Raw genomic sequence first — 22302 nt, 5'->3', positions numbered from 1 at the left:
GTGACGAATCTTGGATATGATAGGTTCGGTTTACCGAACACTGCGTTCGGCATTCTCACTTATTTTCCAGGTCCAGGCCACAAGCGCCCGGCCAAGCCAGAGCTGGCAGGCGGGCGACCTGAGCTTTTCCAACACAGTTAGTGGAGAGATCACCTTGGTAGAGTACGTAGTTTCCCTCGATAAGCTCGGCGTCCATGATGTAGAGCATGTGGGGGGCAAGAACGCATCCCTCGGCGAGATGATCAGTAACCTCGCGGGCGCCGGTGTCTCGGTCCCCGGCGGCTTTGCCACTACGGCTCAGGCGTATCGTGACTTTCTCGAGCAGAGCGGTCTGAACGCCCAGATCCACGCTGCCCTCGACGCGCTGGACGTTGACGACGTCAACGCCCTGGCCAAGACCGGTGCGCAGATCCGCCAGTGGATCATGGAGGCCGAGTTCCCCGAGCGCCTGAACGCCGAAATCCGCACTGCCTTCGCCGAAATGTCCCAGGGCAACCCGAACATGGCCGTGGCCGTGCGCTCCTCGGCCACTGCCGAAGACCTGCCGGACGCCTCGTTCGCCGGCCAGCAGGAAACCTTCCTGAACATCCGCGGCGTCGACAACGTCATCCGCGCCGCCAAGGAAGTGTTCGCCTCGCTGTTCAACGACCGTGCCATTTCCTACCGCGTGCACCAGGGCTTCGACCACAAGCTGGTGGCCCTGTCGGCCGGCGTGCAGCGCATGGTCCGCTCGGAAACCGGCACTGCCGGCGTAATGTTCACCCTCGACACCGAGTCGGGCTTTCGTGACGTGGTGTTCATCACCGGCGCCTACGGCCTGGGTGAAACCGTCGTTCAGGGTGCAGTCAACCCCGACGAATTCTACGTGCACAAAGGCACCCTGGAAGCCGGCCGCCCGGCGATCCTGCGCCGCAACCTGGGCAGCAAGGCGATCAAGATGGTCTATGGCGAAGAAGCCAAGGCCGGTCGTTCGGTCAAGACCGTCGATGTCGACAAGGTCGACCGCACCCGTTTCTGCCTGAGCGACGCCGAAGTCAGCGAGCTGGCCAAGCAGGCGATGATCATCGAGAAGCACTACAAGTGCCCGATGGACATCGAATGGGCCAAGGACGGTGACGACGGCAAGCTGTACATCGTTCAGGCCCGCCCTGAAACCGTGAAAAGCCGCGCCCAGGCCAACGTCATGGAGCGTTACCTGCTCAAAGAGACCGGCACCGTGCTGGTCGAAGGCCGCGCCATCGGCCAGCGCATCGGCGCCGGCAAGGTGCGGATCATCAAGGACGTCTCGGAGATGGACAAGGTCCAGCCCGGCGACGTACTGGTTTCGGACATGACCGACCCGGACTGGGAACCGGTGATGAAGCGCGCCAGCGCCATCGTCACCAACCGTGGCGGGCGTACCTGCCACGCGGCGATCATTGCCCGTGAACTGGGTATTCCGGCGGTGGTTGGTTGCGGCAACGCCACCCAGCTGCTCAAGGATGGCCAGGGCGTGACCGTGTCGTGCGCCGAAGGCGATACCGGTTTCATCTTCGAAGGTGAGCTGGGCTTTGACGTGCGCAAGAACTCCGTCGACGCCATGCCGGAGCTGCCGTTCAAGATCATGATGAACGTCGGCAACCCGGACCGCGCCTTTGATTTTGCCCAGCTGCCCAACGCCGGTGTCGGCCTGGCGCGCCTGGAATTCATCATCAACCGCATGATCGGCGTGCACCCCAAGGCGCTGCTCAACTACGCAGGCCTGCCTGCCGAGCTCAAAGAGAGCGTCGACAAGCGTATTGCCGGCTACAACGACCCGGTCGGCTTCTACGTCGAGAAACTGGTCGAGGGCATCAGCACCCTGGCGGCGGCGTTCTGGCCGAAGAAGGTCATCGTGCGCCTGTCGGACTTCAAGTCCAACGAATACGCCAACCTGATCGGCGGCAAGCTCTACGAGCCGGAAGAAGAAAACCCGATGCTGGGTTTCCGCGGTGCTTCGCGCTACATCAGCGAAACCTTCCGTGACTGCTTCGAGCTCGAGTGCCGCGCCCTCAAGCGCGTGCGCAACGAGATGGGCCTGACCAACGTCGAGATCATGGTGCCGTTCGTGCGCACCCTGGGCGAGGCCAGCCAGGTTGTCGACCTGCTCGCCGAAAACGGCCTGGCCCGCGGTGACAACGGCCTGCGCGTGATCATGATGTGCGAACTGCCGTCCAACGCCATCCTCGCCGAAGAGTTCCTCGAGTACTTCGATGGCTTCTCCATCGGCTCCAACGACCTGACCCAGCTGACCCTGGGCCTGGACCGCGACTCGGGGATCATTGCGCACCTGTTCGACGAGCGTAACCCTGCCGTCAAGAAGCTGCTGGCCAATGCCATCCAGGCCTGTAACAAGGCTGGCAAGTACATCGGCATCTGCGGCCAGGGCCCATCCGACCACCCGGACCTGGCCAAATGGCTGATGGAACAGGGCATCGAAAGCGTCTCGCTGAACCCGGACTCGGTCCTCGAGACCTGGTTCTTCCTGGCTGAAGGCCAGGCCGCGAACTGATGCGCTGAACCGGAGCCTTCACCTGGCGGTTACGCCGGTGAGGGTTCCGACCGTATTCCAGGGCGTGTTCCAGTGATGGATCTCGCCCTTTTTTGTGCAAGAACCCTATGCAAAGCAGCAGTACCCTTTTTCCCGTGGCCTTGCTCAGTGCCGAGCGCCGTGGCGACCTGAGCGAGGACGTGTACCGGATCAAAGCCGGTAACAGCCCGGATCGCAGCGTCGAGCTGGCGCTCACCCGCCTGGGCATGGCCGATCAAGCCGAGGTGCGTGGCACCCCGGTCATTCTGCTGCACGGCAGCTTTTCCAACCGGCGCTTCTGGTATTCGCCCCGGGGCATTGGCCTGGGCGCCTACCTGGCGCGCGCCGGTTTCGATGTGTGGATCCCGGAGATGCGCGGCCACGGCCTGTCGCCGCGCAACCATGGCTATCGCAACAACCGCGTGGCTGACTATGCCCGTTACGACCTGCCGGTAATTGCCGCGTTCGTCTGCGAGCAGGCCGGCAGGCCTGCGCACTGGATCGGTCACTCGCTGGGCGGTACCACCCTGGCGGCGGCCCTCGGTGGCCAGTACCTGGGCGCCGAGCAGGTGGCCAGCGTGGCGTTCTTCGGTACCCAGGTCAGCCGAACCTACTGGCCACTGAAGCTGCCGCCGGTGGAGTGGGGCGGGCGCCTGTTGCTCAAGCGCTTTGCGCAGATTTCCGGCTTGCGGCTCAAGCGCGGCCCGGAAGACGAGCCGATTGGCCTGGCGCTGGAAAGCATGCGCTGGTTCGGTCTGTTTGGCCGCTTTGGCGACAAGGATCGCGACTGGTGGGCGGGGCTGGCCGAAGTTGATGTGCCAGTGCTGGCGGTGGCCGGCGCGGGTGATCACCAGGACCCGGTGTGGGCCTGTCGCAAGCTGTTCGAGCAACTGGGCAGCGAGCACAAGCAGTTTGTCCGCCTGGGCCGTGAGGAGGGCTTCGACAACTTTGGTCATGTCGACATGCTGGTCAGCAAGCCGGCGCAGGCGCAGGTCTGGCCGTTGGTCGAGCGTTGGTTGCAGGATCCGCTGGCGGCGTTGCTGCCTGAGGCGACGCAGGCCGTTTCGCCGGCGAGCTGATGCCGTTAAGATATGACGATTGTGAAGGTTTTGGTCATTTTTTGGTTTTTCAGCGAACATCTGTTCACTGATTCCTTGCCCAAGGTGACCGCAACGGCAGTGACGTGTAGCCTTGGGCCTAAAGCCGCATCGCCGGGCCTCGTTCATTGAGTGAAACTGCGACATTCATCGTCTCGATAATCGACAGGAGTTTCCCATGCATTACATCACCCCCGATCTGTGCGACGCCTACCCGGAACTGGTGCAGGTGCTGGAGCCGATGTTCAGCAACTTCGGCGGCCGCGACTCCTTTGGGGGTGAGATCGTCACCATCAAGTGCTTCGAGGACAACTCGCGGGTAAAAGAGCAGGTCGAGCTCGATGGCACCGGCAAGGTCCTGGTGGTCGATGGCGGCGGTTCGCTGCGCCATGCCCTGCTCGGCGACATGCTCGCCGAAAAGGCGGCGAAGAATCACTGGCAAGGCCTGGTGATCTACGGATGCGTGCGTGATGTCGATGTCCTGGCGCAGACCGACGTCGGCGTCCAGGCCCTGGCCAGCCACCCACTCAAATCGGTACGCCGCGGTGTTGGTGAACTCAACATCCCCGTGACCTTTGCCGGCGTGACCTTCCGTCCGGGCGAATACATCTACGCCGACAACAATGGCGTGATCGTCTCGCCAAGCCCGTTGAAAATGCCTGAGTAAAGCTCTGAAACCGGTCAGTGGGGTAGGGATGTTCGAGGAAGAAAACGCGCAATGGGGGCTGGTGCATGCCCTGGTGCTGGATGGAAAAGGCGGTGCCCGTGCGATCGCCCGAACTGAACTGGACGCCCTTGCGTTGCAGCCCCAGGAAAGCCTGTGGCTGCACTGGGACCGCAGCCACCCGCAGACCCGCACCTGGTTGCGCCACGACAGCGGCCTGAACGAGTTTGCCTGCGACCTGTTGCTGGAAGAAAATACCCGTCCACGCCTGCTGCCCCTGCCGGATGCGCAGATGCTGCTGTTTTTGCGCGGGGTCAACTTAAACCCCGGCGCTGAACCCGAAGACATGGTCTCGGTGCGCATCTTCGCCGAGGCCCAGCGGGTGATCTCGCTGCGCCTGCGGCCGTTGCGCGCCAGTGACGAGCTGCTCCAGCAACTGGCCGAAAATCGAGGGCCGAAGACCGCCTCCGAGCTGCTGCTGAGCATGGCCCAACTGCTGACCGAAAAGGTCCAGGCGCTGATCAGCGACCTCTCGGAAGTGGTTGACGGCGAAGAAGAGCAGCTTGAAGCCGACAAGCGCTATGCCCCGGATCAGGGCAGCCTGCAGCAGATCCGCCGGCGTGCGGCGGGGCTGCGGCGCTTTCTCAACCCGCAGCGGGAAATCTACGCACAACTGGCGCGCAACAAGTGGAGCTGGTTCGCCGCCGACGATGCCGACTACTGGAACGAGCTCAACAACAGCCTGACCCGCTACCTCGAAGAGCTGGATCTCACCCGTGAGCGCGCTGCCCTGGTGCTCGAGAGCGAGGACCGGCGCCGCAGCGAGCGGATGAACCGGACCATGTACCGCTTCGGTATCATCACCTGCATCTTCCTGCCCATGAGTTTCGTCACCGGGCTTCTGGGCATCAACGTCGGCGGCATTCCCGGCTCCGACAGCCCCTACGGCTTTCTGTTCGCCAGCCTGCTGGTACTGGCCCTGGCGTTGGGGCAATGGTGGCTGTTCCGCCGCCTGCGCTGGGTGTGAAGATGAAATCTGTGAACATGCAGTCACAAACTGCCTGGGCGGTTCATGTGACCCGTTGTCTGGCGACCTCGTCTTTGACAGATATTGCGCGAGGTGCCTATGCACGATCCGTTTGAAGAATCCCTGCGAGACCTGCTCAAGGCATCGCCGTCCGGTCAGGACCGCGACGACGACGCCTGCCTGGGCCGGGTCCTGAAAACCGCCAACCGCCAGGTTGGCGCGGGCGATCTGTTCAGCCTGCTGGGCCGCTGGAGCCAGGCGCTGATGATTGCCGTGAACAATGGCTCGGCGCATGTCGCGCCGGTGCGCCGTAACGCTACCGCCCGTAAAGCTGATAAGGCCGATTGAATATGGAACTTGATCTCTGGACCCAGAGCCTGGTCACCGCGATGACAGCGTTGTGGACCAAAGTGGCGAACTTCATCCCCAACCTGTTCGGCGCCCTGGTTGTGGTGCTGCTCGGTTTCGTCGTGGCCAAGCTGCTCGACACCCTGTTGTCGAAATTGCTGGCCAAGCTCGGCCTGGATCGCCTGATGGGCGGCACCGGCCTGACCAAGATGCTCAGCCGGGTCGGCATCCAGGTGCCGATCTCGACCCTGATCGGCAAGATCGTCTACTGGTTCGTGCTGCTGATTTTCCTGGTTTCTGCCGCTGAATCCCTGGGCCTTGAGCGCGTCTCGGCGACCCTCGACATGCTCGCCCTGTACCTGCCGAAGGTGTTCGGTGCGGCGCTGGTACTGCTGGCCGGTGTGTTGCTGGCGCAACTCGTCAACGGCCTGGTACGCGGCGCCGCCGAAGGCATCGGCCTGGAATATGCCGCAGGCGTCGGGCGCATCGCCCAGGGCCTGGTGATTATCATCAGTATCTCGGTGGCAATCAGCCAGCTTGAGGTCAAGACCGACCTGCTCAACCATGTGATCGTCATCGGTTTGATTACCGTTGGTCTGGCCGTAGCGCTGGCCATGGGCCTGGGCAGCCGGGAAATCGCCGGGCAGATCCTGGCCGGAATTTACGTGCGTGAACTGTATCAAGTGGGCCAACAAGTGCGGATTGGCGAGGTCGAAGGGCAGATCGAAGAGATCGGCACGGTCAAGACGACCCTGCTGACCGATGATGGCGAACTAGTGTCGTTGTCCAACCGGATTCTGCTTGAGCAGCGAGTCAATAGCCGCTAACCGGGCAAATCCTGCTAATGTATGCCGCCGCAAAAATGCCCCAGGCAGGGGTATGCGGCGACATTGACCTGACTGTCGGCCAGATCCGTTTTGAATAAAGTTCACTCGCTGCCCATGCGTTACGACCCCCGCGAGCTCACTGATGAGGAGTTGGTGGCGCGTTCGCATGAGGAGCTGTTTCATGTTACTCGCGCGTATGAGGAGCTCATGCGCCGCTACCAACGGACCCTTTTTAACGTCTGTGCACGTTATTTAGGGAACGATCGGGATGCTGACGATGTCTGTCAGGAGGTGATGCTCAAGGTGCTCTATGGGCTGAAGAACTTCGAGGGCAAATCGAAGTTCAAGACATGGCTCTACAGCATCACCTACAACGAATGCATCACCCAGTACCGCAAGGAGCGGCGCAAACGTCGACTGATGGATGCCTTGAGTCTTGATCCACTCGAGGAGGCCTCGGAAGAGAAGGCGCCAAAACCGGAAGAGAAAGGCGGGCTGGACAAATGGCTAGTGCATGTCAATCCGATTGACCGCGAGATTCTGGTGCTTCGATTTGTCGCAGAACTGGAATTTCAGGAAATCGCCGATATCATGCACATGGGCCTGAGCGCAACGAAAATGCGGTACAAGCGTGCGCTTGACAAGCTACGTGAGAAATTTGCGGGCCTTGCTGAAACTTAGTAGCGCGCAAATATCTCTAACGTACCGGCAAGTTCTGCTAGACTTGCCGTCGAGTTGTCCCCCGGATGTTGGTGGGACTGCTTAACTATCACCAGATGGGGATTTAACGGATGAAATTGAAAAACACCTTGGGCTTGGCCATTGGTTCTCTTGTAGCCGCAACTTCCTTCGGCGCTCTGGCACAAGGCCAAGGCGCAGTCGAAATTGAAGGCAACGTCACCAAGCAGTACTACGACAGCGAACGTAACTTCAAGAACGACGGCACCAATCCTGGTGTTCGCCTCGGTTACTTCCTGACCGACGACCTGTCCCTGGACCTGGGCTACAACGAGACTCACAACGCTCGTGGCGAAGTCTTCAACAAAGACATCAAAGGTTCCAAGGCCAAGCTGGACGCTACCTACCACTTCGGTACCGTCGGCGACGCTCTGCGTCCATACGTTTCGGCTGGTTTCGCTCACGAAAGCCTGGGTCAAGCTACCCGTAACGGCCGTGACCACTCCACCTTCGCCAACGTTGGCGCTGGCGCCAAGTGGTACATCACCGACATGTTCTTCGCCCGTGCTGGCGTTGAAGCCATGTACAACATCGACAACGGCAACACCGAGTGGGGTCCGACCGTTGGTCTGGGTCTGAACTTCGGTGGTAGCGGTGGCAAGGTTGAAGCCGCTCCTGCTCCAGTCGCTGAAGTCTGCTCCGACAGCGACAACGATGGCGTCTGCGACAACGTCGACAAGTGCCCTGACACCCCAGCCAACGTTACCGTTGACGCTGATGGCTGCCCAGCTGTTGCTGAAGTCGTCCGTGTTGAGCTGGACGTCAAGTTCGACTTCGACAAGTCGGTCGTCAAGCCAAACAGCTACGGCGACATCAAGAACCTGGCTGACTTCATGAAGCAGTACCCACAGACCACCACCACTGTTGAAGGTCACACTGACTCCGTCGGTCCTGACGCTTACAACCAGAAACTGTCTGAGCGTCGTGCAAACGCCGTTAAGCAAGTTCTGACCAACCAGTACGGTGTTGAGTCGAACCGCGTTGAGTCGGTTGGCTACGGTGAAACCCGTCCGGTTGCTGACAACGCCACCGACGCTGGTCGCGCTGTTAACCGTCGCGTAGAAGCACAAGTAGAAGCCCAAGCCAAGTAATTGGTCCAGGCGCTACTGAAAAGCCCGGCCTAGGCCGGGCTTTTCTTTGCCTGCGATTCAGGCTGTCAGTTGCTGCAGCACTGCGCTGTGCGCTGCTGCCACCTCGCCGATCACCACAATCGCCGGGCTGCACAGCTTGAAGCGGGCGGCGTCCTGGCACAGCTGCGCCAGCGTGCTGCGTTGCTCGCGCTGCTGAGGCAGCGAGGCATTCTCGATCATGGCCACCGGCGTCTGCGCCGCCAGGCCACCTGCCAGCAAGCCCTGCTGCACGTCCTCCAGCTTGCTCACGCCCATGTACACCACCAGGGTAGTTCCGCCCTGGGCCAGCGCCTGCCAGTTCAACGGGCTGTCGTCCTGAGTGTGGGCGGTGACCAGGGTCACGCCACGGCTGACGCCGCGCAAGGTCAGCGAGATACCGCATTGGGTCGCGCCGGCCAAGCCTGCGGTAATGCCATTGACCAGCTCGGTTTCGACGCCATGAGCCTGCAACCAGGCCGCCTCTTCGCCGCCGCGGCCAAAGATGCACGGGTCACCACCCTTGAGCCGCGCTACGCAGCGGCCCTGACGGGCATAGCGCAGCATCAGGCGCTGAATGAAGGCTTGCGGCGTGGAGCGGCATCCGCCGCGCTTACCCACGGCAACCACCCGCGCCTGCGGGCAGTGTTGAAGAATGTGCGGGTTGACCAGGTCGTCGATCAGCACCACTTCGGCTTCCCCCAGGGCGCGTACCGCCTTGAGGGTCAGCAGCTCCGGATCACCGGGGCCTGCACCAATCAGCCAGACTTTCGCATGCATCGGGTTTTCCTCATCGGCATAGGGGCTGTCAGCCTTTTAGCAGGCTGATCAGCAGGATCAGGTTAAGCAGCAGGGACAGCAGCGCCAGGGTGCGCCAGACTTTCAGCGGCTCGCGCTCAAGCAGCGGCCGCGGGCGCACGCTGAGCGCCTGGCGGTCGCCCTGTTCAAGCAGCAACAGCCATTGCTCGGCGGTTTCAAAGCGTTGCCGTGGGTCGGCGAGCAGTGCCTGAGCGAGGTTGTGCTCGAGCCATTCGGGCAGGTCCGGGCGATAGCGGGCGGCGCTGATCGCCTGGGTGAAGCGCGGGCGCTGGAAGGCTTCGATTTCGCCATAGGGGTAATGTCCGGTGAGCAGGTAGTACAGCGTTACCGCCACGCTGTAGAGGTCCTGTTGCGGGCTGGGCGGCTCGGCGTCGAAGGCTTCCGGCGCAATAAACGAGGGCGTGCCCGGCAGTTCATGGGCGCGGTCTTCAGAAAGACCAGGGCAGAACGCCAGGCCGAAATCCAGCAGGCGCAGCTGGCCGTCATCGCCCAGGAGCAGATTCTCGGGCTTTATGTCGCGATGGAGGATGTTGCGTCGGTGCAGCGCGCCTACCGCCTGCAACAGTTGCCGGGCCAGCGCCTGCCATTGCGCCAACGGCAGGGGGCCGCTGGCGGCGAACCGTTGCGCCAGGGTTTGCCCGGAGTACTCGCGCATCAGGTAATACAGGTGCTGGCGCTGGCTGGCCGGGTGCACTTCGGGGAAGTAGCGCCCGGCCACCCGGCGCAGGAACCACTCTTCAAGCAGCAGGCCTTGCTGCGCGCCGGGTTCATCTTTGCGTTCGGCCGGCAGGGTTTTCAGCAGCCATGCCTGTTGCTGCGGGTCGCGCACGCGATACAGCAAGGATTGGCGGCTGTGGCCAAGCGCCCGCTCGACCTGCCAGCCGTCGAATGTCTGCCCGCTGCGCAAGGCGGGCGGCAGTGGCCATTGCTGCAATTGCGCCAGCGAATCACCGAGGTTGCTCGCACCCAGTTGTTCGACCCGCACCAGCAGGGCGCTGGCATTGTCCTGGCTGCCGCTGTAGTGAGCCGAGCTGACCAGGGTCTGGGCGGCGTCCTGCAGGTCGATCTGCTCGCGCAGCACCGCGCGAATCTGCGCTTCGCTGAGGCTGGCCCAGACGCCGTCGCTGAGCAGTACGAAACACTCACCGGCCTGCAGCTCGCCCTCCAGGTAGTCGACCTGCAGGTGCTGGTCCAGGCCCAGGGCGCGCTTGAGCACGTGCTGCATGCCGGGTTGATCCCAGACGTGGTCTTCGCTGATGCGCTGCAGTTGCCCGGCGGCCCAGCGGTAGATCCGGCAATCACCGACATGCGCCAGGGTAAAACGCCGACCACGCAGCACCAGTGCGCTCAGCGTGGTCAGCAGCGGCTGGCCGCCGCCATTGGCACGCAGCCAGCGGTTCTGCGCCAGTAGCAGGCGGTCCAGGGCCTGGGCCACGCCCCAGGTGGCCGGCGTGGCGTAATAGTCCAGGGCCAGCGCCTGCAGGCTGGCCCGCGCCGCCAGGCCGCCATCGGCGCACTGGCTGACGCCGTCGGCGAGGGCGAACAGGTAGCCTTTGCTGGCGGCCAGTTCCGGGTTGGGGGTGACCAGGCGCAGGGCGTCCTGGTTTTCCTCCCGGGGGCCGCTGGCGCTGGCCTGGGCAAAGCTCAGTTGCAGGCTCATGTTGTCATCCTCAAACCCGCGCCGCAGTCACCGCTGCCGAGCCCCAGGTGGTGCGCCAGCGCTGCTTGACGCCGTGCAGGCCGAACCAGGCAAGAATGCCCAGGCTGGCGAACAGCCACAGGCCCAGCTGATAGTCGCCGCTGTGCTGTTTGATCGCCCCCAGGCCCGCAGCGAGCAGAAAGCCGCCGATGCCGCCGGCCATGCCGATCAGCCCGGTCATCACGCCGATTTCCTGGCGAAAGCGTTGCGGCACCAGTTGGAACACCGCGCCGTTGCCGGCACCCAGGCCGAGCATGGCGCTGACGAACAGGGCCAGGGCAGCCACTGCGCTGGGCAGGTTGAAGCCGACGGCGGCAATGCAGATGGCGGCAACGCTGTACATCGCCAGCAGGGTGCGGATGCCGCCGAAGCGATCGGCCAGGGCGCCGCCCAACGGGCGCATCAGGCTGCCGGCAAAGACACAGGCGGCGGTGTAGTAGCCAGCGGTCACCGGGCTCAGGCCGTACTGGTCGTTGAAGTAGCCGGGCAGGGCACTGGCCAGGCCGATAAAGCCACCGAAGGTGACGCTATAGAAGAACATGAACCACCAGCTGTCGCGATCGCCCAGGGCCTTGAGGTAGTCGGCCGCAGCTTTCGGTTTGGGCCGTTCGGGGGCGTTGCGCGCCAACAGGCTGAACAGCACCAGGGTCAGCAGCAGCGGGATCACGGCAAAACCGAACACGTTGTTCCAGCCAAAGCCTGCGGCCAGGGCCGGGGCCAGCAGGGCGGCGAACACCGTGCCGGAGTTGCCGGCACCGGCGATGCCCATGGCCTTGCCCTGGTGCTGCGCCGGGTACCACTGCGAGGCCAGCGGCAGCGATACGGCAAACGAGGCGCCGGCAACGCCGAGGAACACCCCGAGCAACAAGGCTTGCTCATAACTGTGAATGCCCAGGCGCCAGGCGCAGAACAGTGCGACGATGACAATCACCTGGCCGATCAGCCCGGCGGTCTTGGGTGACAGGCGGTCCACCAGCAGGCCCATGACAAAGCGCAGGATCGCCCCGGCCAGGATCGGCGTGGCCACCATCAGCCCGCGCTGCTGGGTGGTCAGTTGCAAGTCGGCGGCAATCTGCACCGCCAGCGGGCCGAGCAGGTACCAGACCATGAAGCTCAGGTCGAAATACAAAAAGGCGGCGAACAGGGTGGGGACATGCCCGGACTTCCAGAAACTCGTCTTCATCGAACACCTCGTTGAACAGGGACGGAAACGAAAAAGACGTCGCCACCCGACCCGCTGGCGCGAGTGGGGGTGCGACGTCTTTGTCGTGAAGGGGGCAACCGCCGTTGGCTACCTGTGCTGTGGTGATAGCAAGAGCCGGGCCAGAGTGCTTCAGCCGAGCAGGTCGCTCATGGCAATGATCTGCTCGGCCACCTGGATCAGCTTCTGCTGCTTGCTCATGGCCTGGCGGCGCATCAGGGTGTAGGCCTGTTCTTCGTTGCAGTCCTTCATTTTCATCAACAGGCCCTTGGCCAGTTCGATGCGCTTGCGCTCCGCCAGTTGCTGGTCGCGGGCCTGCAGTTGGGCCTTGAGCGCCTGGTCGCTTTCAAAGCGGGCCATGGCCACATCGAGGATCGGCTGCAAGCGCGTAGCCTGGATGCCTTCGACAATGTAGGCGCTGACCCCCGCCTGGATCGCCTGGCGCATCACCCCGGGGTCGTGCTCGTCGGTGAACATGACGATCGGTCGCGGCCGGTCACGGCTGACCAGCACTACTTGCTCCATGACATCACGGCCCGGTGACTCGGTATCGATCAGCACCACGTCCGGATGCACCGTTTCGACGCGTGCCGGCAGGTCGATGGTCAGGCCCGACTCTTCGATCACTTCGAAGCCGGCCTGGACCAGCGCAGCCTTGAGGCGACCGACTTTTTTCGCGGTGTCGTCGATTAGCAGGATTCGCAGCATGAGAGCGTCTCCGTTCAGCGTCGGGCGAGGGCGGCGGGCGGCTCGGCCAGCGCGTGCAGACGAAAGCTGCGGGCGTAGCCGTGCGGGTCGCTGCCATCCCAGCGGCTGCCATCGATCAGCTGGCTGCTACGCATGTCGGAACCTGCGCAGGGCACGCCGACCGCCGTGGCGGCGTCGCGGTACAGCGCCAGTTGCTGCACCTGGCGGGCTACGGCGAGGTAATCGGGGTCTTCACGCAGCAGGCCCCAGCGGCGGAATTGGGTCATGAACCACAGGCCATCGGACAGGTACGGCAAGTTGGCCCGGCCCTGGTCATACAGGCGCAAGGCGTGGCGATCCTGCCACTGGTTGCCCAGGCCGTCCTGGTAGTGGCCGAGCAGGCGCGGCTCGATGCTCGACAACGGCGCATCCAGGTAGGCCTTGCTGCTGAGCAGTTGCGCGGTGCTGCGGCGGTTTTCGCGGCTCTGCTCGATAAAGCGGCTGGCGGCCAGCACCGCCATCACCAGGGCCCGCGCACTGTTCGGAAACTGTTCGACAAAGGCCCGGGTGCAACCCAGGACTTTTTCCGGGTGATCCGGCCAGATTGATTGGCTGGTGGCCAGGGTGAAGCCCTGGCCCTGTTCGATGGCGCCCGCCGACCAGGGTTCGCCGACGCAAAATCCGTCGATGCGTCCGGCTTGCAGGTGTGCGAGCATCTGGCCTGGCGGCACCACCACGCTGTTGACGTCATGCAAGGGGTGGATGCCCTGGCTGGCCAGCCAGTAATACAGCCACATGGCATGGGTGCCGGTAGGAAAAGTCTGTGCAAAGGTCAGTTTTGTCCTGCTTTGGTGCACGAAGCGCTCCAATGCCTCGGGACTGGTCACGCCCTGACGTTGCAGCGCAGCGGACAGATTGATGCCCTGGCCGTTCTGGTTCAGGCCCATCAGCACCGCCATGTCGGCGGCCGGACTACCGCCGATGCCCAGTTGCAGCGCGTAGATCAGGCCGTACAGGCTATGCGCGGCATCCAGCTCGCCGCTGGCCAGCTTGTCGCGCAGGCCGGCCCAGGAGCTCTGGCGCTGCAAATTCAGGGTCAGGCCGTAGGTTTGGGCGAAACCCTGGGTCGCGGCCACCACCACCGAGGCACAATCGCTCAGGGCCATGAAACCGAGATTCAGGCAGGGCTTTTCCGGGGCATCGCTGCCGTTGACCCAGGCCAGCGAGGTTGCGGGAATAGGGTTGGTCACGTCATTGCGCCTGTGTCGAAGGTCAGGCCGTACCGCTCGCGTGGCAGGCGTTTGATCAGGGTGCAAGCAACGCATATGCCAAGGCGGCCCTGTCCCCCGGGCGACGCCACCGCTATAATCGCCCCCTCACTCACGTCGAGCTAAACCCGCCCATGTATACCCTGGCCCGCCAGCTGCTGTTCAAGCTCTCCCCGGAGACCTCCCATGACCTGTCCCTGGACCTGATCGGCGCCGGTGGCCGTCTGGGCCTCAACGGCTTGCTGACCAAGGCGCCGGCTTCCTTGCCGGTCACTGTCATGGGCCTGAACTTCGCCAACCCGGTCGGGCTGGCGGCGGGTCTGGACAAGAACGGCGCGGCCATCGACGGTTTTGCCCAGCTCGGTTTCGGTTTTGTCGAGATCGGCACCGTCACCCCGCGTCCACAGCCGGGCAACCCCAAGCCGCGCCTGTTCCGCCTGCCGGAAGCCGAAGCGATCATCAACCGCATGGGCTTCAACAACCTGGGTGTCGACAACCTGCTCAACCGTGTGCGCGCCGCCAAATACAGCGGCATCCTCGGCATCAATATCGGCAAGAACTTCGACACTCCGGTCGAGCGCGCGGTCGACGATTACCTGATCTGCCTCGACAAGGTCTACGACCAGGCCAGCTACATCACCGTCAACGTCAGCTCGCCGAACACCCCGGGCCTGCGCAGCCTGCAGTTCGGCGATTCGCTCAAGCAACTGCTCGACGCCCTGGCCGAGCGCCGCTCGCAACTGGTGACCGAACGCGGCAAGCATGTGCCGCTGGCGATCAAGATCGCCCCGGACATGAGCGACGAAGAAACCGCGCTGGTCGCCGCAGCCCTGGTCGAGTCGGGTATGGACGCGGTGATCGCCACCAACACCACCCTCGGCCGTGAAGGCGTCGAAGGCCTGCAGCATGGTGACGAAGCAGGCGGCCTGTCGGGCGCGCCGGTGCTGGAAAAAAGCACCCACATCGTCAAGGTGCTGGCTGGCGAGCTGGGCGGCAAATTGCCGATCATCGCCGCAGGCGGGATTACCGAAGGCAAGCATGCGGCGCAGAAGATTGCTGCCGGTGCCAGCCTGGTACAGATCTACTCGGGGTTCATCTACAAGGGCCCGGCCCTGATCCGCGAGGCAGTGGACGCCATCGCCGCCATGGGGCGCTGAAACCGCAGGCATAAAAAAGGGCCCCCTCAAGGGGCCCCTGGGCCTCAGCCCGCCGCCCGGATAGGGCGCGCATGGTAATCGGATTCAGTTCCTCGTTCAGCCAACGGCGTGAAGTTCGTTGAGTCTATGGATACCCGCAGTGCCGGTCATACCGTCCCAGTTGTCGCCGCGTCCTTCGCGCCAGCCATTGATCCATGCCTGGCGTACAGACGGTAGAGTAAAGGGGCAAAGCTCGCGGGATTTGCCGGTGACCCCATATTGGTAGCCACGTGAAAAAGCTCGTTCCAACGGATCACGCTTAAGTCTTCTCATAGGGTGTTGCCCTCACTTGTTGACTGTAATGTCCCGTCGACCTCTAGAAGGTCGGGCAGAATCGTTCTGCCGGTTTGCGCTCGCTGCCGGCGTCGCGAGCGGATGTGTTGCCCCGTTGCGGTGACAACCTGAGACCAGTTCTAACCAATGCAGGACACAGTGTGAATGATCGTTTTGTCATAAGGACGTAACCTTTCATAGGGGTCACAGGATAAGTAAATAAATGCGTCTGATTAGGATCTGGCGCAAAGCCCGCTATGATCAGGGTTTGACCTGCTGCAAAGTCATCTGGCCATCGCTGTGTGATAATTTGTAACAACAGCGGCAAAACGACGAAGGGTCATTTTTCCCGGTTTTTTGCCTGAATTTTTCGTTCTGCCCGCCAATCAAAGACTTTTCAGCCCTCGGCAAAAGTCGGATTGGCGGGCGGCCCGGCGCGAGATAAAGCGCCACTCGAACGCTGTGGAAAGGCGTTCGATTAAACATCGGAAGGGCGATGCGCTTGCCTCTCCACTTTATTGCTCAAGGCTCTGGATACCCCATGTCGGACCGTTTCGAACTTTACCTCACCTGTCCCAAAGGCCTTGAAGGCCTGCTTGCCGAAGAAGCCCGCGGCCTCGGCCTTGAAGAAGTGCGCGAGCACACTTCGGCGATCCGCGGCACGGCCGACATGGAAACCGCCTACCGGCTGTGCCTGTGGTCGCGCCTGGGCAACCGCGTACTGCTGGTGCTCAAGCGCTTCAACATGAAGAACGCCGACGACCTCTACGACGGCGTCAACGAAGTCGAGTGGCAGGATCACCTGGAGGCCAGCGGCTCGCTGGCGGTGGAATTCAGCGGCCACGGCTCGGGTATCGACAACACCCACTTCGGCGCCTTGAAGGTCAAGGATGCGATCGTCGACAAACTGCGGACCAGCAGCGGCGAGCGCCCGTCGGTCGACAAGCTCAACCCTGACCTGCGCGTGCACCTGCGCCTGGAGCGTGGCGAGGCGATCCTGTCCCTGGACCTGTCCGGCCACAGCCTGCACCAGCGCGGCTACCGCCTGCAGCAAGGTGCGGCGCCGCTCAAGGAAAACCTCGCGGCCGCGGTGTTGATCCGCGCTGGCTGGCCACGCATCGCTGCCGAGGGCGGCGCCCTGGCCGACCCGATGTGTGGTGTGGGGACTTTCCTGGTCGAAGCCGCAATGATCGCCGCCGATATCGCACCGAACCTGCGCCGCGAGCGTTGGGGCTTCAGCGCCTGGCTCGGCCACGTGCCGGCCCTCTGGCGCAAACTCCATGATGAGGCGCTGGCCCGTGCCGAAGCCGGCCTGGCCCGCCCGCCGCTGTGGATTCGCGGCTATGAGGCCGACCCGCGGCTGATCCAGCCGGGGCGTAACAACGTCGAGCGCGCTGGTCTGAGCGACTGGGTGAAGATCTACCAGGGCGAAGTCGGCAGTTTCGAGCCGCGCCCGGACCAGAACCAGAAAGGCCTGGTGATCTGCAACCCGCCGTACGGCGAGCGCCTGGGCGACGAAGCGAGCCTGCTGTACCTCTACCAGAACCTCGGCGAGCGCCTGCGTCAGGCCTGCCTGAACTGGGAAGCGGCGGTGTTCACCGGCGCCCCGGACCTGGGCAAGCGCATGGGCATCCGCAGCCACAAGCAATATGCCTTCTGGAACGGCGCCTTGCCGTGCAAGCTGCTGCTGATCAAGGTTCAGCCCGACCAGTTCGTCACCGGCGAGCGCCGTCAGCCCGAGCGCAATGGCGAAGCAGCCGAACCGCGTACCCCGGCCGCCGTGGCCAGTGAGCCGGCACGCCTGAGCGAGGGCGGGCAGATGTTCGCCAACCGCCTGCAGAAGAACCTCAAGCAACTGGGCAAGTGGGCCAAGCGCGAGAACGTCAGTTGCTACCGCCTGTACGATGCCGACATGCCCGAGTACGCCCTGGCCATCGACCTGTACCAGGACTGGGTGCACGTGCAGGAATACGCCGCCCCGCGCTCGATCGACCCGGAAAAGGCCCAGGCGCGTCTGTTCGACGCCCTGGCAGCGATCCCTCAGGCCCTGGGCATCGACCAGAGCCGCGTGGTGGTCAAGCGTCGCGAGCGTCAGAGCGGTACCCGCCAGTACGAGCGCCAGAGCGCCCAGGGGCAGTTCCTCGAAGTGCAGGAAGGCGGCGTCAAGCTGCTGGTCAACCTCACCGATTACCTCGACACCGGGCTGTTCCTCGACCACCGCCCGATGCGCCTGCGCATTCAGCGCGAGGCTGCCGGCAAGCGCTTCCTCAACCTGTTCTGCTACACCGCCACCGCCAGTGTGCATGCGGCCAAGGGCGGCGCGCGCAGCACCACCAGTGTTGACCTGTCCAAGACTTATCTGGACTGGGCGCGGCGCAACCTGTCGCTCAATGGCTTCTCGGACAAGAATCGCCTGGAGCAGGGCGATGTCATGGCCTGGCTGCAAGCCTGTCGCGAGGAATACGAGCTGATCTTCATCGATCCGCCGACCTTCTCCAACTCCAAGCGTATGGAAGGCGTGTTTGACGTGCAGCGCGATCATGTCGAGTTGCTTGACCTGGCCGTGGCGCGCCTGGCGCCGGGCGGTGTGCTGTACTTCTCGAACAACTTCCGCAAGTTCCAGCTCGACGAAAACCTGGCTGAGCGCTACGCGGTGGAAGAGATCAGTGCCCAGACCCTGGACCCGGACTTTGCCCGTAACAGCAAGATTCACCGGGCTTGGAAAATTCAGGCGCGCTGATTGGCTGATTGTCGCGGGTGATGATTGCTACGTTAATGGCTAATGGCTATAACTCAATCAGAGCCCGCGATCCGCTGGACGCTGGCGTTTTGAGTGCTTTCTATGTCGATGCACGCCGCTCGTCCGAAGATGCTCGGCTTTGTCAGCGAGGAAGTGTCCGCCTGGCTGGTGGCCGGCGTGGCATTTGTCGCCGGCGGCCTGTTGACTGCGCTGCTGGCGCTGGCCACCCATGACCTGTACCGCCAGCAGTTGCGTCAACGCTTCGAACTGCTTGCCAGTGAGCGTTACAGCCGTATCGAAGAGCGTTTCGAGGACCAGGTGCAGCGTCTCGATGGCCTGCGCCGCTTCTTCGTGTTCTCCGAAAGCGTCACTCTCGCCGAGTTCAACGGCTACGCCAAGCCCCTGTTGTACCGGACCCAGGCCTACGCCTGGGCGCCGCGGGTAGCGGGCGATGAGCGTCAAGCGTTTGAGCGCAGCGCCGCGCAACTCCTCGGCAAGCCCTTTGCCATCCACGAACTGAATGACGCTGGCAGCCTGCAGGTAGCGGCTGAGCGTGCGCTCTATTACCCACTGTTGTACACCCAGGCCTCCAGCCACCAGGTCCAGCCCCTGGGCCTGGACATGCTCTCCCAGCCGCTGCGCCAGGCGGCCCTCGACCGTGCCCGCCAGCCCGGCAGCATGGCGGTGTCGGCACCCTTGAACCTGACCCATGTCGACCCGGCCTTCGCCCGCGGGGTATTGATGGTGGCGCCCGTTTTTGCCCCGGGCAGCGCCGCCGCCCCACCAGATGGCTACGTACTGGCGGTGATCAGCCTGCAGCAGCTGATGGCCGAGGGGCTGCCCAACCCGAGCGAGGACAACCTGGTGGTGCGCATTCTTGACCTGTCCGGGCAGGGCCAGCATGAGGTGTTGTTCCAATCCGGCAACCAGGGGGCCGACACCGATCTGACCGCCACCCATCTGTTGCGCCTGGCCGATCACGACTATCAACTGGATATCCAGCCCAGCCTTGCCTTCATGGACGCCAATCGCTCCTCGGCGGTCGTTGCCGTGGTGCTGCTTGGCGGCCTGCTCAGCCTGTTGCTCAGCGCCTTGCTGTTCAGCCTGTTCGGCCAGCGCCAGCGTGCCCTGACCCTGGTCGAGCAGCGCACCGCCGAGTTGCGCGTCAGCGAACAGTCGCTGCGCGATACCCACAACCAGCTGCGCAGCGTGCTCGATGCCGCCACCCAGGTGGCGATCATTGCCACCAGCCTGCGCGGGGTGATCAGTACCTTTAACGCCGGCGCCGAACGCATGCTCGGCTACCACAGCGCTGAAGTCATCGGCCGCCTGACCCTGGAAGAGCTGGTCTCGCCAGAGGAGCTGCAGGCCCGGGCCCGCGCCTTGAGCCAGCGTTATGGGCGCGAGGTCAGCCCGGCCCAGGCGATGTTCGCCGAGACCGTCCAGGAGGGTGAGAGCGAGCCTGGTGAGTGGACCCTGTTGCGCAAGGATGGCAGCCACCTGCTGGCTAACATGATGGTCAGCGCGGTGCTCGATGAGCACGGCCTGTGGGTCGGCCACCTGGCTATCTGCATCGACGTTACCGAGCGCAAGCGCGTGCATGAGGCCCTGGCGGCCCGCGACCGGTTGCTGGAAAAGCTCAGCGCCGAGGTGCCCGGCGGCATTTACCAGTTTCGCCTCGACCCCGACGGCAGCTCGTGCTTCAGCTATGCCAGCGAGGGCTTGCGCGATATCTACGAGATCGAACCGCAGCGCCTGCGCGAGGACGCCACGGCCGTGTTCGAGCGTATCCACCCCGATGACCTGGAACGGGTGCGCGCCTCGATCCGCTATTCCGCTGATCACCTCACGCCCTGGCGCGAAGAGTACCGGGTGCTGCTGCCGGTGGCCGGGATGCGCTGGATCCGCGGCGAAGCCACGCCGGAGCCGGCCGAGCAGGGCGGTACTCTGTGGCACGGCTACCTGACTGATATCTCCGATCTGAAGCGCGTCGAGGAGGAGCTGCGGGCGTTGTCGGTAACCGACTCACTGACCGGCATTCACAACCGCCGCTACTTTCAGGAGCGGCTCAAGGCCGAGCTTGAGCGGGCCCAGCGCGACAGCCAGGACCTGGCGGTGATCATGCTCGATATCGACCACTTCAAGCGCATCAACGACTTGTACGGCCATGCCGTGGGCGATCATGTGCTGCGCAGCCTGTGCCAGCGCATCAATCACCGCCTGCGTCGTACCGATGTGTTCTGCCGCCTGGGTGGCGAGGAATTCATGGTGTTGTGCCCGGGCAGCAATGCCGAGCAGGCCTACAGCCTGGCCATGGAGCTCTGGCAGGGCCTGCGCAGCGTGCCGGTGGACGGGGTGGGGATGGTCACGGCGAGTTTCGGCGTGGCCGGCTGGCGCCCGGGGGAGGGCGCCGATGCCTTGCTGCTACGCGCCGACTCGGGGGTCTACGCGGCCAAGCAGGCTGGCCGCGACCGGGTCGAGGGCGAACTGCCCTGAGTCAGGCTCAGGGCTGAACGGCGGCGGTGCTGTTGACCAGTTTCGGCTGGCGGTACAGGTCGAGCAGGACCTGGTCGAGCACGGCAGAAGCCCCCCAGGGTTTGGGGTCGTTGAGGATCGCCGCGACCGCCCAGGTGTTGCCGTTGCTGTCGCGGCTGAAGCCGGCGATGGCGCGCACGGTGTTCAGGGTGCCGGTCTTGATGTGCGCCTCACCGGTCATGGCGGTGCGCTTGAGGCGCTTGCGCATGGTGCCGTCCATGCCCACCAGCGGCATCGAGCTGATGAACTCGGCAGCGTACGGGCTGTTCCAGGCCGCTTGCAGCAGGGCGGCCATTTCCCGGGTGCTGACCCGTTCGGCGCGGGACAGGCCCGAGCCGTTTTCCATGATCAGGTGCGGCGCGGTGATGCCCTTTTTCGCCAGCCACTGGCGCACCACGCGTTGGGCGGCGCGGGCGTCGTCGCCGTCGGCGTCGGTACGGAACTGCGCGCCCAGGCTCAGGAACAGCTGCTGGGCCATGGTGTTGTTACTGTATTTGTTAATGTCGCGGATGATTTCCACCAGGTCCGGGGAGTAGGCACGGGCCAGCAGACGCGCGCTTTTCGGCACGTTGTCGACCCGGTCACGGCCCTGGATGCTACCCCCCAGTTCGTTCCAGATGGCGCGCACGGCGCCGGCGGCGTAGGTCGGGTGATCGAGCAGCGACAGGTAGGTCTGCGAGTTGCAGCCATCACCCAGCTGACCGCTGACCACGACGCTGACGCCGTCAGCTTGCACCACCGGGTTGTAGCGCACGTCGCCGCTGCACTGCTTGGTGTTGACCGCCTTGACCTGGTTGTCGATGCGGATGTTGGCAATCGGCGGCTCGACCGACACCAGCACCTTGCCCCCGTCGTTGCGGGCGACGAAGCGCAGCGCCTTGAGGTTGATCAGCAGCGAGTCGGGCTTGACCAGGAAGGGTTTGTTTTCGTCGCCACCATCATCGTTGAACTGCGGCAGTTGTGGCTGGATGAAGTGGCTGCGGTCGAGCACCAGGTCACCGCTGATGGTCTGTACGCCATTGGCGCGCAGGTCGCGCATCAGCAGCCAGAGCTTTTCCATGTTCAGCTTCGGGTCGCCGCCGCCCTTGAGGTACAGGTTGCCCTGCAGCACGCCGTTGCGCAGCGGGCCGTCGCTGTAGAACTCGGTTTTCCACTGGTGGGTGGGGCCGAGCATTTCCAGGGCGGCGTAGGTGGTGACCAGCTTCATGGTCGAGGCCGGGTTGACCGAGACATCGGCATTGAACACGGTCGGTGTGCCCGGGCCGTTGAGCGGCAGCATGACCAGCGACAGGGCCGAGTCCTGCAATTTGTTGGTTTTCAGCGCCTGCTGCACTTTTGGCGAAAGCGTGGTGTTGACCGCGGCGGCGTGGCTGGAAAGCGCCAGGGGCATCAGCAGGCCGGCAAGCAGAAGAGGGCGAAGAGATCTGATCATGTGCGATAAAACCCTGCGAGCGAGGGGTGAAAAAAACGGAGCGAAAAAAGGTGAAGGCCCCGATACGGAAAAATATAGCGCGCATTATGCCCCAAGC

At 63.6% G+C, this 22302-nt stretch carries 18 protein-coding genes; 11 read left to right on the top strand and 7 right to left on the bottom strand.

The window, feature by feature from the left end:
* The first annotated feature begins 154 nt into the window (after positions 1 to 154).
* The 8 genes from ppsA to ACZ9A3_RS15470 all read left to right on the top strand — a co-directional run bounded on the left by ppsA (position 155) and on the right by ACZ9A3_RS15470 (position 8340).
* Positions 155 to 2530 (top strand): phosphoenolpyruvate synthase, encoded by a 2376-nt coding sequence (gene ppsA / locus ACZ9A3_RS15505; protein ID WP_195884705.1) that lies wholly within the window; start codon positions 155 to 157, stop codon positions 2528 to 2530.
* 107 nt (positions 2531 to 2637) lie between these two features.
* Positions 2638 to 3627, top strand: coding sequence for an alpha/beta fold hydrolase (locus tag ACZ9A3_RS15500; protein WP_476252886.1), 990 nt, complete (start codon positions 2638 to 2640; stop codon positions 3625 to 3627).
* A gap of 196 nt (positions 3628 to 3823) precedes the next feature.
* Positions 3824 to 4312: a ribonuclease E activity regulator RraA gene (gene rraA / locus ACZ9A3_RS15495; RefSeq protein WP_038994247.1), complete on the top strand. Its 489-nt coding sequence runs from the start codon at positions 3824 to 3826 to the stop codon at positions 4310 to 4312.
* A 28-nt stretch (positions 4313 to 4340) separates the two neighbouring features.
* Positions 4341 to 5336 carry a zinc transporter ZntB gene (locus ACZ9A3_RS15490; protein WP_045195019.1) on the top strand — a complete coding sequence of 332 codons (996 nt, stop codon included), beginning with the start codon at positions 4341 to 4343 and terminating at the stop codon, positions 5334 to 5336.
* A 93-nt stretch (positions 5337 to 5429) separates the two neighbouring features.
* Positions 5430 to 5684, top strand: a complete 255-nt coding sequence (locus tag ACZ9A3_RS15485; RefSeq protein WP_371128640.1) for a CrfX protein — start codon at positions 5430 to 5432, stop codon at positions 5682 to 5684.
* A 2-nt stretch (positions 5685 to 5686) separates the two neighbouring features.
* On the top strand, positions 5687 to 6511 hold the full coding sequence (locus ACZ9A3_RS15480; protein WP_038994250.1) for a mechanosensitive ion channel family protein: 825 nt from the start codon (positions 5687 to 5689) through the stop codon (positions 6509 to 6511).
* 114 nt (positions 6512 to 6625) lie between these two features.
* Positions 6626 to 7192, top strand: a complete 567-nt coding sequence (sigX, locus tag ACZ9A3_RS15475) for an RNA polymerase sigma factor SigX (RefSeq protein ID WP_036990388.1) — start codon at positions 6626 to 6628, stop codon at positions 7190 to 7192.
* A 110-nt stretch (positions 7193 to 7302) separates the two neighbouring features.
* Positions 7303 to 8340: an OmpA family protein gene (locus ACZ9A3_RS15470; protein ID WP_045195013.1), complete on the top strand. Its 1038-nt coding sequence runs from the start codon at positions 7303 to 7305 to the stop codon at positions 8338 to 8340.
* A gap of 57 nt (positions 8341 to 8397) precedes the next feature.
* Here the strand turns inward: ACZ9A3_RS15470 and cobA are convergent, their stop codons facing one another.
* The 5 genes from cobA to ACZ9A3_RS15445 all read right to left on the bottom strand — a co-directional run bounded on the left by cobA (position 8398) and on the right by ACZ9A3_RS15445 (position 14011).
* Positions 8398 to 9135, bottom strand: a complete 738-nt coding sequence (cobA, locus tag ACZ9A3_RS15465) for a uroporphyrinogen-III C-methyltransferase (protein WP_045195011.1) — start codon at positions 9133 to 9135, stop codon at positions 8398 to 8400.
* Positions 9136 to 9163: 28 nt separating this feature from the next.
* The gene (locus ACZ9A3_RS15460; RefSeq protein ID WP_476252885.1) at positions 9164 to 10834 is read right to left on the bottom strand and encodes a bifunctional protein-serine/threonine kinase/phosphatase; all 1671 of its coding nucleotides are present in this window, start codon (positions 10832 to 10834) and stop codon (positions 9164 to 9166) included.
* A 10-nt stretch (positions 10835 to 10844) separates the two neighbouring features.
* Complete coding sequence (locus ACZ9A3_RS15455) at positions 10845 to 12056, bottom strand: nitrate/nitrite transporter (protein ID WP_476252884.1); 1212 nt, start codon at positions 12054 to 12056, stop codon at positions 10845 to 10847.
* A 150-nt stretch (positions 12057 to 12206) separates the two neighbouring features.
* Positions 12207 to 12782, bottom strand: coding sequence for an ANTAR domain-containing response regulator (locus ACZ9A3_RS15450; RefSeq protein WP_010223325.1), 576 nt, complete (start codon positions 12780 to 12782; stop codon positions 12207 to 12209).
* Positions 12783 to 12796: 14 nt separating this feature from the next.
* Positions 12797 to 14011: a CmpA/NrtA family ABC transporter substrate-binding protein gene (locus tag ACZ9A3_RS15445; protein WP_476252883.1), complete on the bottom strand. Its 1215-nt coding sequence runs from the start codon at positions 14009 to 14011 to the stop codon at positions 12797 to 12799.
* Positions 14012 to 14163: 152 nt separating this feature from the next.
* On the opposite strand from ACZ9A3_RS15445, the gene ACZ9A3_RS15440 reads away from it, so the two are divergent.
* Complete coding sequence (locus ACZ9A3_RS15440) at positions 14164 to 15186, top strand: quinone-dependent dihydroorotate dehydrogenase (RefSeq protein WP_045195001.1); 1023 nt, start codon at positions 14164 to 14166, stop codon at positions 15184 to 15186.
* Between the two features lie 96 nt (positions 15187 to 15282).
* Here the strand turns inward: ACZ9A3_RS15440 and rmf are convergent, their stop codons facing one another.
* Entirely contained in the window at positions 15283 to 15498 is a 216-nt protein-coding gene (rmf, locus tag ACZ9A3_RS15435; protein WP_010223328.1) for a ribosome modulation factor, read from the bottom strand.
* Positions 15499 to 16039: 541 nt separating this feature from the next.
* Here rmf and rlmKL point away from each other — a divergent pair.
* On the top strand, positions 16040 to 18238 hold the full coding sequence (gene rlmKL / locus ACZ9A3_RS15430) for a bifunctional 23S rRNA (guanine(2069)-N(7))-methyltransferase RlmK/23S rRNA (guanine(2445)-N(2))-methyltransferase RlmL (RefSeq protein ID WP_093380696.1): 2199 nt from the start codon (positions 16040 to 16042) through the stop codon (positions 18236 to 18238).
* 102 nt (positions 18239 to 18340) lie between these two features.
* Positions 18341 to 20734, top strand: a complete 2394-nt coding sequence (locus ACZ9A3_RS15425) for a sensor domain-containing diguanylate cyclase (RefSeq protein WP_093380699.1) — start codon at positions 18341 to 18343, stop codon at positions 20732 to 20734.
* 7 nt (positions 20735 to 20741) lie between these two features.
* Here the strand turns inward: ACZ9A3_RS15425 and dacB are convergent, their stop codons facing one another.
* Positions 20742 to 22205, bottom strand: coding sequence for a D-alanyl-D-alanine carboxypeptidase/D-alanyl-D-alanine endopeptidase (gene dacB / locus ACZ9A3_RS15420; protein ID WP_045194994.1), 1464 nt, complete (start codon positions 22203 to 22205; stop codon positions 20742 to 20744).
* Between the last annotated feature and the right edge of the window lie 97 nt (positions 22206 to 22302).

This window comes from Pseudomonas sp. TE4620, assembly GCF_056279045.1.
Note: the sequence above shows the minus strand (reverse complement) of the source record. Positions and strands in the feature narration are given on the sequence as shown.